Genomic DNA, 14561 nt, shown 5'->3' with positions numbered 1-14561 from the left:
TTACCTTCTAGCGTCTAGTCTGCGGGCGATCTTCTCGATCTGGTAGATCTCTATAAGGTCGCCGGTTCTTATATCGTCATGTCCGGACAGCCCTATTCCGCACTCAACGCCTTCGTTGACTTCGCGCACGTCATCCTTAAACCTCTTAAGAGAGGAGATCTTGCCCTCATACACAACCTGTTTATCGCGGATGAGCTTGGCAATGCCTGCGCGGACGATCTTACCTCTCACGACCTGGCTGCCCGCTATGGTGCCGACCTTCGTTACCCTGAAGGGCTGTTTAACAATAGCTCTTCCTACAAATATCTCTTTCTCTACAGGCGCAAGCAGCCCTTCCATAGCGGCCCTTACGTCCTCTATCGCTTCGTATATTATATTGTAGCTCTTTATCTCTATATCTTCTTTCACCGCCAGATCCGCCGCGCCTTCATCGATCTTCACGTTGAATCCCATGATGATAGCGTTTGACGCCACAGCAAGCATCACGTCCGACTCGGTGACATTCCCGACGTCAGCATGGATGATCGTGACTTTAACATCTTTGGTGTTTAACTCTAAGAGCGAAGCCTTCAGCGCCTCGACGGACCCCTGCACATCACCCTTAAGAAGTATATCCAGTTCTTTTGCCACTCCCTCTTTCATCTTCGAATAAAAGTCCTCGAGCGTAACACGATGCGACATCTTCAGTTTATGGCTCCTGGCCTCATCCTGCTTCAGAGTCGAAAGGATCCTCGCCTTCTTTTCGTCCCTCACTACGAAGAACTCATCTCCGGCCATCGGAACGCCGGATAATCCAAGTATCGTAACGGGCTTTGACGGCGGAGCCGCTTTTACACGGGTTCCCGTATGGTCCATCATCGCCTTAACGCGGCCGTAATGCATACCTGTGAGTATCATGTCCCCTAGCCGGAGAGTTCCGTTCTTCACAAGCACCGTCGCGACCGGCCCTTGAGCGCTGGAGAGTTTCCCTTCTATAACAACGCCTCTTGCCCTGAGCTCGGGATTAGCTTTCAATTCCAGAAGCTCCGCTTCTAAGAGCAGCATCTCGAGCAGTTCGTCCACTCCCTCCCCGGTCTTGGCCGATACCGGCAGCACTATAGTCTTCCCGCCCCAATCCTCCGGGCTAAGCCCGATCTGGCTTAGCTGACCTTTGACTTTATCGATATTTGCCGAAGGAAGATCACACTTATTAAGCGCGACCACTATCGTGACACTGGCCGCCCTGGCGTGGTCCAGGGCCTCTTTGGTCTGAGGCATAACACCATCGTCAGCGGCAACCACAAGGACTACGATATCAGTCGCATTGGCCCCCCGCGCTCTCATCGCCGTAAAAGCCTCGTGGCCGGGAGTGTCCAGGAATGTGACCGAGCCGTTCTTCAACCGCACTTCATATGCGCCTATATGCTGCGTAATGCCGCCCTTCTCCTTGTCCGCAACACGGGTCTTCCGGATGAAATCTAGAAGGCTTGTCTTTCCATGGTCAACGTGCCCCATGAATGTAACGACCGGAGGCCTTGCGGTAATATGGCGCACGTCCTGCTTTGACTCCATTTCGGTATGTTCTTTTGAAACCTGCTCTTCTATCTTAGGGGGTTTCCTGAACTCTATGCCTCTCGCCTTTAACAGGTTTACAACAAGCTCTTCGCCTAAACTCTGATTTATCGTAGCAAATATATTTTTGCCCATCAGATCCAGTATTATCTCATTAGGTTTCACGCCCAATTTTACGGCAAAATCTTTTAGCGGTATAGGCAGGTCGAATTCCAATACTTTCGCTTCACGGACTTCGGGCACCACAGCTGCCGTTTTTTCAACAACCGTCTCCTTAACTGAAGATGGGCCGGCCTTGATCTCCTGCGATTTCTCAGCTACCTTGAGGGCTTCAGGCTTTTGGGCCTGAGGCGGTGCCGCGCTTATTTCCGTTTTAACATAAGCCTTCTCTTCTTTCTTTATCTCCGGCTTCGAAATGGGTTTTGGTTTCACGCTTACCGCTACTGCGGCTTCGGCCTCTTTCGCTATCACATTGTCGTTTTTAATCGCCGTTTTTGGATGGACAACCCTCTTCTTCGCGGCAGGCACGACCGCAGGCGTCTTAGCCACGGGCTTCTTTTTCTCGATGGATGCGGCTGCGGACGCCTTGGCTTTAGCTGCAAGCTTCTTCTTCGTGGCGGGCTTCTTAACCTTTTCCTTCGTCCCCTTAGTATCTTTTTCCGCGCTCTTTTTTACCATTATATCTCTTTCGCTGACTTTATTATCTTCTCAGCTGTTTTTTTGCCTATACCCTCGACTTGTGTAAGATCCTCGATGGTAAGGCATTTTATCTTCTCAATCGTGTCATATCCGGCCGCGATCAAGGTCCTCTGGATCCTGGGACCTATGCCGTCTATGTCCGTAAGTTTGGTCTGGGGTTTCGCCTCTTCTCCGCCGCCTTCGGCGCCGGGGGATTCGAGTGCCGCCTCCGCCTTTGACTTCTTATCGCCGAATATCGCTTTTGCGCTCTCTCCCTTACCTCTGATATCCATCTCCCATCCCACAAGCTTTGAGGCAAGCCTTATGTTCTGGCCATGTTTTCCTATTCCGATAGAAAGCTGGTCATCGGCTACTATAACCTCTACCTTCTTGTGCTCCTTATCTATCTTTATCTCGGATATCTCAGCGGGGGAGACTGCGGCTTTCACATACTCCTTCAGATCATCGCTCCAGCGTATAATATCGACTCTCTCGCCCTGCAGTTCTCTTACGATGTCTTTAACGCGCTGTCCTCTCATTCCCACACAGGCGCCCACAGCGTCTACCTTATCGTCCTTCGACCAGACCGCAAACTTAGTCCTTTCGCCCGCTTCCCTGGCCACCGCCTTTACCTCTACTATTCCGTCAGCTATCTCAGGCACCTCTATTTCGAACAATTTTTTTACGAAGGCCGCGTCCGATCTCGATAAGACTATCTGCGGACCATGCGAGGTTTTATTGACCTCTAAGATGTAGGCGCGGACCCTGTCGCCCTGTTTATAGCGGTCCTTTGGCGACTGCTGTGACTTAGGAAGGACCGCCTCAGTCTTTCCAAGATCTACAATGATATCACCCTTCTCGAACCTATGGACGGTGCCATTGGTTATACTGCCAGCCCTCTTCTGGTAGTCATCGAATATTATATCGCGTTCGGCCTCGCGGATCTTCTGCATTATAACCTGTTTCGCTGTTTGAGCGGAGATCCTGCCCAATTCGGCGCTTTTTATCTCTTTGCCCTCGCTGATTATCTTCAGCTCGCCGGTAGACCGGTCTATAACCGCCGTGACTTCGGCTTCTTTAGAGCCAATGATCTTCTTTGCCGCGCTTGACATTGCGGACTCTATCGCCTTAAAGAGGAACTCCTTCGATATCCCCTTCTCACGCTCTATATTCTCCAGTACGCTCAATAACTCCGCATTATTCATTTCATTCACCCCATTTAGAATTCTATATGCAGCTTAGCTATAGCTATCTTGTCACGCGGTATCATAGTGCTGATACCATTAGCCTCCAAAACAATCTCTCCCTGATTCATACCAGCCAGACAACCTATATGCAGTTTGCGCCCGTCTATAGGATAAAATGTTGCCACTTCTAACTCCTTGCCCATCGAACGCTCAAAATCCCTATTGGTCTTGATAGGTCTATCGAGGCCGGGTGAGGATACCTCTATGACATAATGTTCACCGATAAAATCTTCTTTATCGAGCAGTTCGCTCAAGGCGTTATTCACGGCCTCGCATTCATCTATGCGTATGCCCTCAGGCGTATCCACCAAAAGCCTCAGGATCATGCCGCCTGACTCGCGCCTGTATGTTATATCGACCGGTTCGATGCCGTTTTCCTTTAAATACGGCCCAATCAGTTCTTTTGTCCGCTCAATTATGTTTGTCGAGTCCATCATAGCCTCTATTAAGCATTTTATCGGCAAAACGTATGATGAAAAAAAAGTGGGTTTATGTATTAAACCCACTCTCTCCCTTACGAAAGTTTAAGTATTTATACTATATTATGGTAATAATGTCAAGAACAATCTATACTTGCCCTTTTCAATGCGTTTCTTGCCGCCTTTTCATCCTTTTTAATCTGTTTCACCAGCCCATTCTTACCGGCAAAAGCCACCTCATCTCTTAATTTTTTGACAAAGAACACCTCCAGGTCATGCCCGTAGATCTTCTCCTTAAAATCAAATATATGAACCTCTACCGCGCTCTCCCGGTCTCTTGGTGAATAGAATGTGGGTCTAAGGCCGATATTGAGCACGCCTTTATACGTCTTCCCTTTAAATCTCACAAATACGGCATAAACGCCTCCAGGCGGAATGACCTCGTGATGCGGATTAAGATTAGCTGTAGGATATCCCAGCTCTCTGGCAAGGCGCGCGCCGCTGATGACCGTGCCCAGCGCGGAGACTCTCCTGCCTAATAATTTTGATGCCTTGCGAAGCTCGCCCGAAGTTATCAACTTTCTTATAAGGCTTGAGCTCACGATAGCGCGGCCTATTCTTACCGGCTTTACAACGCTGACCTTGAAACCGAATGATCTGCCGAGCTTATCCAGGTCCTTAACGCCGGCAGCGCCCCCTTTGCCAAAGTAAAAATTTTCCCCGACGCATACTTCCCTTACGCCAAGCTTTCTTACCAGCAATTTTTTTACAAAATCTCCAGGCGCGAGGACTGCCAGCGCGCGGTTGAAGTTCATGACCACCAGAATATCCACGCCGAGTTTTTCTATAAGCTTTATTCTATGATTCACCGAAATGAGGCTGGGAACCCCCGAGTTTTTCGGGCACAGGATTTTTATAGGGTGCGGATCGAATGTCAGGACCACGCTTTTTATCTTAAGCCTCTTCGCGTCGCGCACGGCTTTCTTTATTATCTTTATATGGCCTATATGGAGGCCATCGAAGACGCCTATGGCAAGCACCGCTGCTTTAGCGAATTTTTTGAAGCCGCGTAAACCGTAAATCACTCTCATACGGGCAGCACCCTCTCCGCCAACTGCGCGGGGTTCATCTTCTTCAGTTCTTCCAGCGAATTCGCCTGGCTCATCGTAAATCGCCCGGAGCGCCTGCGCTCCAGGGCCGAGAGATATCCGCCGCAGCCTAAAAGCTCTCCTATATCAATACAGAGCTGCCTTACATAAGTACCCTTTGAACAGGTGAGTTCAAATGAGACTTCGGGGAGAGCGATCTTCGATATGGATATCTTTTTTATCGATATCTTCTGCGGCCTGGCCTCAATACTTTTGCCTTTCCGCGCGAGATGATACATCTTTACGCCGTTGATCTTTTTTGCGGAATAGGCCGGAGGGGTCTGCTCGATTTCACCTTCAAATTGTTTGAAGACAGCCCTGATCTCGTCATCGGTAAAATCGACCGGCCCTTCGGAACGGTCCAGTTTACCCCAGGCGTCTCCCGTAGCGGATCGCGCGCCTAAGACAAGCGTCGCATCATACTCTTTCTCTTCGGCGCTGAGATCCTGCGAGACTTTGGTGGCCTTGCCAATAAGCATTATCAGGACACCGGTCGCCATAGGGTCGAGCGTACCCGCATGCCCCACCTTCCTCGTTCCATAGAGCCTGCGGACGACATCGACAACGTCATGGCTCGTCATGCCCTGCGGCTTGTCTACAATCAATATCCCGTCTATATTCTCCATATTAAAAAATTTATCTGCGCTTTAGCGATTCTTCGACCTTAGCGATGACTTTGGCTTCGATATCGGCGAGGGTGCCTTCGAGGATACAACCGGAAGCTTTCACATGTCCTCCGCCGCCGAAAGATGACGCGATCCTGTTGACATCGGCCCTTCCTTTGGAGCGAAAGCTGATATTTATCTTATTCTTATCCTTTAAGTCCTCTTTAAATAGCACCGCCACTTTAATGCCCTCTATGGAACGGGCATAGTTGATAAACCCTTCGCTCTTGGTTACATCGGCGCCCGTTTCAGAAACCATCTTTCGCGTTATCTCGAGGTACGCTACCTCACCGGTTTCATTGACCTTCAGAGTCGACAGAACAAGGCCGAGGAGTTTTATATCGGTCAGGGTCCTGCGCTCATAGACGCTTTCAGAAACTGACCCGGGCTCAAGGCCATATCCTAAAAGATCGCCCGCTATCTCATGTGTTATGGCGGATGTGTTATCGTAGTTAAATGAACCTGTATCCGTCAGAATAGCTATATATATCGAGAGCGCGATACCTTTAGTTAGAGGCACGCTCATCTCTTTAAAGAGCTTATATACCATCTCACCCGTGGAGCTGGCATTGGCATCGACCCAGTTTACATCGCCGAATCTCTCACTCGAAATATGATGATCTATGTTTATTATGGTTTTGCCCTTACCTATAATGCCGGCTACGCTGCCCACCCTTTTCAGGGTCGGACAATCCAGGATCAGGACCGCGTCGAAATCCACCTTTTTAGTCAAATCCGTCGAAAGTTTGTCTATTCCCGGCAGAAATTTGTAGTGCTCCGGCACAGGATCATTATTAACTATCGCGGCTTCCTTGCCTATGGCTATCAGGAGCTCCTTCATAGCGAGCTGACTGCAGAGGGAATCGCCTTCCGGGTTTATATGGGCGCTGATGAGAAATTTCTTATGTTTCTTTATCGCCTCTATCACTTCCTGCATCATCTTTTTTCTCCTTCTTTATCTTATCGAAGAGTTCATATATGCGCTGCGTTCTCTCGAGCGTCTCGTCTATCTTAAATTCTATTTCAGGCATATATCTCAACTTCACCCTGTCGCCGAGCAGCCCCTTAATATACCCCTTAGCGCTATTCAGGCCTTTAAGGGCGAGCTTCTTGTCCTTATCCTCACCCAGGACGCTGAAATATATACGCGCATACCTGAGATCCTTCGTGAGCTCGACTCCAGTTATCGTCAAGAACCCAAGCCTCGGGTCCCTTATCTCATCATGCAGGATTTTGCTGACCTCCTGCCGTATAGCCTCCTGCACTCTTCCCATCCTTTGCGAACTCATCCGTATCTCCGCTTCCTATCCGTTCTTCTTGAGCGTTAAAATGCGCGCGTATTCTAATTCGTCTCTTTTTGTCTTCAGTGTTCCGTCTATCTTATGATAAAGGACTTTGTCAAGTATCACCTTAAAAGCCGGGCCGCTCTTGAGACCCATAGCTTTAAGATCGTCGCCCCGGATACGCAATCTCGTTCCATTATATTTCGCAAGGAAGACCTTTATCCGCGAACTTATACGCGCGGCCTTCACTCCTGAACCCAGCAAGGCTGTCCTGGCCATGATAAGCAATATAACCTCAAGCGAGAGGGGCTCAAGTAGTTTATATATCTTACTGGGAGCGAGATCTTTTCTGGAACTCAATAGCTTTGTTACGGCGTCAGCTTTACTCTTATATGAAAGCAATCTGAGGCTGTCGGAGCCCCTGAAGACGAACTTACTACATATAGCCGAAACCTGGCTATAAGTCAAGTATTCAAACAGCGCCATAAGATACATAAGCCATTTGTCGATGGCCCGCTTCTTATATTGAGAACGTTCATATATGGAACAAACTCCGTCGATCGAATTATACAGTCTTATCATATCGCTATCGAGTTTAATGGCGGGGTGGATAAACCTGAGCTCCTCGAGTTCGGCCATTCTCTTAAGCGCCTTTAAGGGCTCCGGCTCCTGAAGTATCAGGATGAGCTCGTCGCGTATCCTCTGCGGCTCGACCTTATCGAACATAGACTGTTCTATCGCGTTCTTTATGAGCTCTTCCGTGTGATGATCGATGACGAGCCCGAACCGCGATTCGAAACGCACTGCGCGAAATATCCTGGTCGGATCGTCTATAAACGAGCCGTCATGCAGGACCTTTATCCTTCCATGCGCCAGGTCGGGCTTACCGTTAAAGAAATCGATAAGCTGCCCGAAACTCGAACGGTTTATGCTTATAGCCATCGCGTTTATCGTAAAATCCCGTCTGACGAGATCGTCTTTAAGCGGACTGAATTCTACCGTTGGCAACGCTGCCGGCTTCTCATAAGTTTCCTTACGGGCCGTCGCAAGGTCTATCTTAAATTTATCTTTCGTTATTATCGAACATGTTCCGAATTTCTTATGCACCACTATTGCCGCCTTCAGCTCCGTTGCGAGCAGATGCCCAAGCTTTATCGCCGCGCCCTCCACCACTATATCCAGATCCAGGTTCTTGATGCCCAGCATCAGGTCCCTTACAAGCCCTCCCACGGCAAATGCCGCGAAGCCAGCCGAGTTGGAGAGCTCACCTATCCTCTTCATCAGGGCGATTATCTCCTTCGGCAGCACTGATGACATCTTTTTGGCGAAGTTTAACACAACACGCTTTTTCAGTTCCCTGGGCTTCAAGAAGAGGCTGTCATGCACGCTCCTTAAAACGTCCGTCCTGTTAATCACGCCTATCATCGCGCCTTTATCGACCACAGGGATAACGCCGGAATCTTTCTCTGAAATTATTTTATGGATAGCGTAAAGCGGCGTTTCAGGCCTAACGGTAACGGGCCTGTATGACATATACCCTTTGATACGCGAATGTCCGTATCCGTGCTTCAGCGCCTTGTTGAGCCCGACGAGCGTAATTATCCCGGCGAGTTTGCCTTTATCAACGACCGCCATGCCGCCCAGATTTTCTTTCAATAATATCTTCTTAACCCTCATCACCGTATCATTAGCCGAAACGGTCTTAAGGCCCCTTGCCATTATGTCTTCCGCATTAACTGTAATCTTAATAGTATCTTTCAATGCTTCCATCAGCCGCTTCTTGACCCAGGGCAGATCATCCTTATGTATCTTTGCTACAGCGGCTCCGGGGTGTCCTCCCCCTCCAAGACGCGAAAGCACTTTATTCACATCGACTAACGCTATACTTGAACGCGCGATGATATCTATTCTCTTTTGAGGCGTCCTGATAAACGCGAACAGCACCGGTATATTCTCGATCTCGATGAGCTTATGGAGAAGCACGCCCAGCTCGCCCACATATGTCGCGCTATCCACTTCAACGAATGAAATGCTGATCCCCTTTACAATGAAACGTTCGGTGGAATTTATAAGCCGCGTAAGGAACGAAAGTTCTCCTTCGCTCAGCTCCCTGTTCAGATAACTCGATACGACGGCGAGGCTCGCGCCGTGCGACAGGAGAAAGCTCACCATATCGACGTCGAGCTTGGTTGTAGCGCGGTATGTCAGCGACCCGGTCTCTTCGTATATGCCGAGCAGCATTATCGTCGCTTCTAAATACGACAGTTTTATTCTCTTCTTTCGTATGATATCGGCAAGTATCGTGACCGTCGCGCCAACCTCTTCATAGACATCCAGATCGCAGGCGACATCGCCCTTCATTCTTGGGTGGTGATCATAGGCATGAACTTCAACGCCTTTATCTACAAGCTCTGACGCCATGCCGATCCTCGACCTTTGCCTGGTGTCTACAATTATGAGCCTGTCGATATCATCGGTCCTGCACTCCTTTTCAGTCTCTACGATCACCTGCTCCTTGGCCAGCGCCAGAAACTCCCGCACAGCCTCTTCCTGAGAGCCGGGCATTAACAACCGCGAGTTCGGATAGAGCTTCTTCGCCGCTACGAGCGATCCCAGCGCGTCAAAGTCCGCATTGATGTGTGTGGTTATAAGATCCATATGCTTATGGCTGTGAGGTTATAGTGAAGTCCCTACTCCGCGTCATCAAAGTCTACATGCGAGTGCTGATTATCCATCGGCTTGTTGTATGAGCTCAGCTTTTCCTCCGTACGGAAAGGCGGCTTATCTCCCGCCTTGGCTTTTTCCGCATCCCGCTTATTCTTCTTCGCGTTCGCATACAAAAAGAAGCCAACCAGGGCTATCGCTATGACGCCTATTAAATACCACATCACGCACCTCCTTGTTATCTTTTTCCGAAGTTACGTCTATCCTCACTACGGCGAAAATATCCTCAGGGGCTCGCCCCCTTCATTTCTCCTACAGCATCGAAACTTCTGCGGTAAGCCTTCCGCTTGTCGCAGATTTACATTAGGCATGTAAATTCGCTGTTGTAAAATCTTGATGGCCAATGAACCTGCCTATACGTAAAAAACTGTCGCGCAGTTTCATTGTCCTGGTATATCGCCTATAGGTATCAAGATTTTACGAAAGTCGCTCCAGGCTTCCCGCAGAAGTTCCGCTGCCTGAGGATATCACCTGGGGCGCCATCCATCATGCGATATTTTCGCCTCCGCTCACCATCCCAATCTCACTCTCTACTCACCCTGTCAGTAAATTTTTCGGACTACTCAGCAGTCCCTTGCGTGTGGGTGTTGAGCGGGGCGTCGAAAGTCGCGAGCGGGCATGGATTTTTGGCCCTGGTACGCTTACTTGCCAAAAAGAGCGAGCGATCTTTCCGAGCGAAATTTCCTCGCAGGGGAAATTTCGCGTCCCCGCGAAGCACCCACACGCAAGGGACAAACTATAGAATCCGAAAAATTTACGCCCGCGGATGAAATTGCCTGTGTATTAACTTCAGCCGCTCTTTATTTATATGCGTATATACCTGAGTCGTCGATATATCCGCATGTCCAAGCATCTCCTGGACGACGCGCAGATCCGCCCCGCGCTCCAATAAGTGCGTAGCAAATGAGTGCCTGAGAGTATGCGGCGTCACATCTTTCTTTATGCGGGCAAGCTTCACATTTGTTTTTATCATCTTCCAGAACGATACCCTCGAGACCTTCTTGCCGAGCCTTGACAAAAAGAGGTGCTGGTCCTGGGCGTCCTTCTTCTGGAGTTTCGGACGTACTTTATCGAGATACCTCTCGATCGCTTCCTTCGCGCTTTTGCCGATAGGCACAATGCGTTCCTTATCACCTTTCCCCCGGCATTTTATAAATCCCACGTCTAAATTCAGGCCATCCATAGTGAGATCGACAAGCTCCGAAACTCTCATCCCGGTCGCGTACATGAGTTCAAGCGCCGCCCTGTCCCTTATACCCATCCATCCCCGCACGTCGGGGGCGGCCAACAGTTTTTCAACCTCCTGCATTCCCATGACATTGGGTAAGGGCCGTACAAGTTTTGGCGATTCCAGGACTCCGGCGACATCGTCTTTTGCCAATCGTTCCCTCACCAGGAATTTATAGAACATCTTTATCGCCACAAGCGCCCTGGATATGGAATTGCTCGATATCTTGTTGTCTTTGAGCTTCAGCATATAATCCATGATATCCTGCCTCTTCACATGATCGGGATCGCTGATACCATGCGCCCCGAGATGCTCCGTAAAATGATTGAGATCCGTCCCGTAAGCGGATATAGTATTCTTGCTAAGGCCCCTTTCGACCGTAAGATAATTTAAAAATTCATCCACTAATGTCTTCATGAAAAAAATGGGTTGGACTTCTTCTCTTCACCTATCGTCGAAGGCCCGCCGTGGCCCGGATAGACGATAGTATCGTCTTTAAGCGTAAAGAGCTTCTGCGTTATAGAGCGGATGAGGCTGTCCTGGTCGCCGTATTCGAAATCGGTCCTGCCGACCGAGCCGGCAAAGAGCGCGTCTCCGGTAAAGACGACTCCGTCCAGGACCACCGAGACCGATCCGGGAGTGTGTCCGGGCGTGTGCAATATCTTCAATTCAAGCCCTCCGAGATTTAGAATATCCCCTTCCTCGAGCAATCTCTCGGCCCCGGGCGATACTATGCCTGGCATAAACATGCGCGACATGTTCATTCCGGGATTCGTCAGAAAATCCTTATCGAGTTTATGTATGAATATCGGCACATCGAAAAATGCGTTCGCGCCTATATGGTCACCATGTCCGTGCGTATTTATTATGAACTTCAAATCGAGGCCCTCTTTGCTTATGAAGTTCTTTATCGGATACGGTCCTGAGCCCGGATCGATCAGGCACGCCTCTTTGGTCAGGGCGTCCGCGACAAGATAACAGTTCGTTCCGAGTAAACCGACAACGAACCTCTTCAGTGTAAATTTTCTGCTCATATCCGTTCTTTATTCTGCGTCTCTCGGTAAGCTGGCGCCAAAAGTAGATGGTGCAGGCGATGCCCCGTCTTTAACCGAAGGCATCTCATCGAAACTCTCTTTTATATATTTTTTGATGCTGGCGACATCGAATTCGCGCTTTATGGTCCTGTCCTCGCGTTCGAGGGTCATAAGCACCTGACTTCTGTTATATTGGCTAAGCTCCTCATTTACGATAGTGTCTCGAACACCTTCTAGTCTGTGCATATGCTTCGTTAAGGCGTCTGCTTTCTCCTGAACGAGTATATTGCGCATATCATGAAGCTGATTCAGCGCCTCCTCGACGCATCTTATATCTTTCTTACGGTTCCCGCCGAGATCCTGTATCAGCTCGGACATCCAGGACTGCCAATAGGCATAGTGTTTGCTGTATAGCGCGGCGGACGGCTTAATATCGTATTTTTTAAGCTGATAAAGCCGTGGAATAGGTTTCGTCTCCTTCTTTTTGCGCGTAAATTTCCTCTGCAGCGAATCGCAGCCTGTGAGTGTCAGGGCGATAAAAAAAACCATTGCCAAAGCACACATCTTTCTCATATCATCTCCTTGAAATCTTCTTCGCTTATAACCTTGACCCCTAAAGCTTTCGCCTTATCAAGTTTCGATCCCGCTTCATCACCGCATACCAGAAAATCCGTATTCTTGCTGACGTTGGACGATGGATTACCTCCGAGCTTTCGTATAAGCTCTTCTATTTCGGGCCTTGAGTATGATCTTAACACGCCCGTTACTGCGATCGTCTTGCCCGATAATCTGCCGGGTTCCTTTTTCTTCTCCAAAAGCTCCATCTTAAGCCCGGCCTCCTTAAGTTTCTCCAGTATTTTGATGTTTTCTTTATTTTGAAAAAAGGAGCGTATCGACTCCGCCATCACGGGACCTATCTCCCTTATCGCGGTAAGCTCTTCGACTCCGGAGCCTTTCAATCTTTCCATAGAACCGAAATGTTCCGAAAGCACCCATGCGGAATTCTCTCCCACATGCCTTATACCAAGACCGTATATGAGCCGATTAAGGCCATTCGACTTCGATTTTTCGACGGCATCAATGAGATTACGGGCGCTCTTCTCGGCCATTCTGTCGAGGTCTTTTACGTCTTCCAGGCTTAAACGATATATATCCCCATAATCTTTTATCAATTCTTTATCGACAAGCTGATCCACTATCGCTTCGCCCATATTTTCGATATCCATCGCATTTCTTGATGCAAAGTGCAGGATGGCCTCTTTTATCTGGGCGCGGCATCCGGCATTCGGGCACCTGAGCGCTACCTCCTCAGGCAGCCTTGTAAGGCGTGCGCCGCATACAGGGCACTTCACCGGAACAACAAAATCTTTCTCCTTACCGGACCTCTTCTCTTTCGCAACGCTTAAGACTTTAGGTATTATCTCTCCTGACTTCTCCACATAGACCTTATCGCCTATCTTGACGCCCAACCTGTCTATCTCGTCGAAGTTATGAAGCGTCGCTCTTGAAACGGTGGTGCCCGATAGATGCACCGGCTTCAATATCGCGACCGGCGTTATGGCGCCCGTCCTGCCCACCTGAACAATTATATCCCGCACTTCGGTAAGCGCCTTCTCCGCGGGAAACTTATACGCGATGGCCCAGCGCGGGCTTTTTGAAGTGCTGCCCAGCCTCTGGCGCTGAGCGAGATCGTTTACCTTGAGCACCATACCGTCCATTTCAAAATCCAGCTTATCCCTCTTCGGCTCCCATGAATCGCAATATTCTATTACTTCTTCTATCGATTTACACAGTTTGCAGTGGGGATTCACTTTGAATCCGTTACTCTTTAAATAGTCGAGGACCTCGACATGGGTCTTAAACCTCTTGCCCTCGCAGTGGCCTATGCCCCAGATGTACATGTCAAGATGCCTTCCCGAAACCATTTTGGGGTCGAGCAGCTTAAGCGACCCGGCGGCCGCGTTCCGCGGGTTTGCGAACGGCTCCTCGCCGTTTTTATCTTTATTCTTATTTATCTCATCAAGAGATCTCTTCGTCATGTAAACTTCACCGCGAATCTCTATCAGTTTTGGGGCGCGCTCCGCATCATCGCCGAATTCAAGCGGGATGGAGTGTATCGTCTTCAAGTTGGCGGTAACGTCATCTCCATTCTCGCCGTCGCCGCGTGTCGCGCCCCGCACCCATTTACCGTCTTCGTAAAGCAACGATGCGCTCACCCCGTCAAATTTCAGTTCCACTGCATATTCTACCGCTTCGCCCTTCAGGTTCTTTCTTACCCTGTCATCGAACTGCCTTATCTCATCCGCCGAATAAGTGTTATCCAGGCTCATCATGGGTAATATATGTTTTACCACGGCAAACCCCTTGATCGGCTCGCCGCCGACTCTCTGCGTCGGAGAGTCAGGCGTTATAAGCTCCGGATGCTCACCCTCGAGATCTTTAAGCCTCCTGTACAGTTTATCGTATTCCTGGTCGGATATTTCAGGCTTTGCCAGGACATAATACAGCCTGTCATGACGATTTATCATCTTTCTTAAACTTTTGATCTCTTTGTTTATCTCGTTAAAGTCTTTGACTGCCATGT

The 14561-nt window shown here is 49.2% G+C and carries 13 protein-coding genes; all 13 read right to left on the bottom strand.

The features are described 5' to 3' along the window. Positions 1–2229, bottom strand: a complete 2229-nt coding sequence (gene infB / locus NTY76_05205; GenBank protein MCX5678489.1) for a translation initiation factor IF-2 — start codon at positions 2227–2229, stop codon at positions 1–3. Beyond that, positions 2229–3434, bottom strand: coding sequence for a transcription termination factor NusA (gene nusA / locus NTY76_05200; GenBank protein ID MCX5678488.1), 1206 nt, complete (start codon positions 3432–3434; stop codon positions 2229–2231). The genes infB and nusA overlap by 1 nt, the downstream gene beginning before the upstream one ends. Positions 3435–3448: 14 nt before the next feature. After that, positions 3449–3913 carry a ribosome maturation factor RimP gene (locus NTY76_05195; protein ID MCX5678487.1) on the bottom strand — a complete coding sequence of 155 codons (465 nt, stop codon included), beginning with the start codon at positions 3911–3913 and terminating at the stop codon, positions 3449–3451. Between the two features lie 119 nt (positions 3914–4032). After that, positions 4033–4986 (bottom strand): bifunctional riboflavin kinase/FAD synthetase, encoded by a 954-nt coding sequence (locus NTY76_05190; GenBank protein MCX5678486.1) that lies wholly within the window; start codon positions 4984–4986, stop codon positions 4033–4035. After that, the gene (truB, locus tag NTY76_05185) at positions 4983–5669 is read right to left on the bottom strand and encodes a tRNA pseudouridine(55) synthase TruB (protein MCX5678485.1); all 687 of its coding nucleotides are present in this window, start codon (positions 5667–5669) and stop codon (positions 4983–4985) included. Before truB ends, NTY76_05190 begins: the two co-directional genes overlap by 4 nt. A 10-nt stretch (positions 5670–5679) precedes the next feature. Next, positions 5680–6648, bottom strand: a complete 969-nt coding sequence (locus tag NTY76_05180; protein MCX5678484.1) for a bifunctional oligoribonuclease/PAP phosphatase NrnA — start codon at positions 6646–6648, stop codon at positions 5680–5682. Next, positions 6611–6997: a 30S ribosome-binding factor RbfA gene (rbfA, locus tag NTY76_05175; protein ID MCX5678483.1), complete on the bottom strand. Its 387-nt coding sequence runs from the start codon at positions 6995–6997 to the stop codon at positions 6611–6613. Before rbfA ends, NTY76_05180 begins: the two co-directional genes overlap by 38 nt. Before the next feature lie 15 nt (positions 6998–7012). Next, positions 7013–9649: a CBS domain-containing protein gene (locus NTY76_05170; GenBank protein MCX5678482.1), complete on the bottom strand. Its 2637-nt coding sequence runs from the start codon at positions 9647–9649 to the stop codon at positions 7013–7015. Between the two features lie 32 nt (positions 9650–9681). Beyond that, a complete protein-coding gene (locus NTY76_05165; protein MCX5678481.1) occupies positions 9682–9879 on the bottom strand; it encodes a hypothetical protein in 198 nt (65 codons plus the stop codon). A gap of 590 nt (positions 9880–10469) precedes the next feature. After that, complete coding sequence (xerD, locus tag NTY76_05160) at positions 10470–11360, bottom strand: site-specific tyrosine recombinase XerD (GenBank protein ID MCX5678480.1); 891 nt, start codon at positions 11358–11360, stop codon at positions 10470–10472. After that, positions 11357–11977 (bottom strand): MBL fold metallo-hydrolase, encoded by a 621-nt coding sequence (locus NTY76_05155; GenBank protein ID MCX5678479.1) that lies wholly within the window; start codon positions 11975–11977, stop codon positions 11357–11359. The genes xerD and NTY76_05155 overlap by 4 nt, the downstream gene beginning before the upstream one ends. A gap of 9 nt (positions 11978–11986) precedes the next feature. Further along, entirely contained in the window at positions 11987–12550 is a 564-nt protein-coding gene (locus NTY76_05150; GenBank protein ID MCX5678478.1) for a hypothetical protein, read from the bottom strand. Then, on the bottom strand, positions 12547–14559 hold the full coding sequence (ligA, locus tag NTY76_05145; protein MCX5678477.1) for an NAD-dependent DNA ligase LigA: 2013 nt from the start codon (positions 14557–14559) through the stop codon (positions 12547–12549). The genes NTY76_05150 and ligA overlap by 4 nt, the downstream gene beginning before the upstream one ends. Positions 14560–14561: the final 2 nt, after the last annotated feature.

This window comes from Candidatus Omnitrophota bacterium, from assembly GCA_026387175.1.
In the GTDB taxonomy this organism is placed as follows: Bacteria; Omnitrophota; Gorgyraeia; order 2-01-FULL-45-10; family 2-01-FULL-45-10; genus CAIMPC01.
Note: the sequence above shows the minus strand (reverse complement) of the source record. Positions and strands in the feature narration are given on the sequence as shown.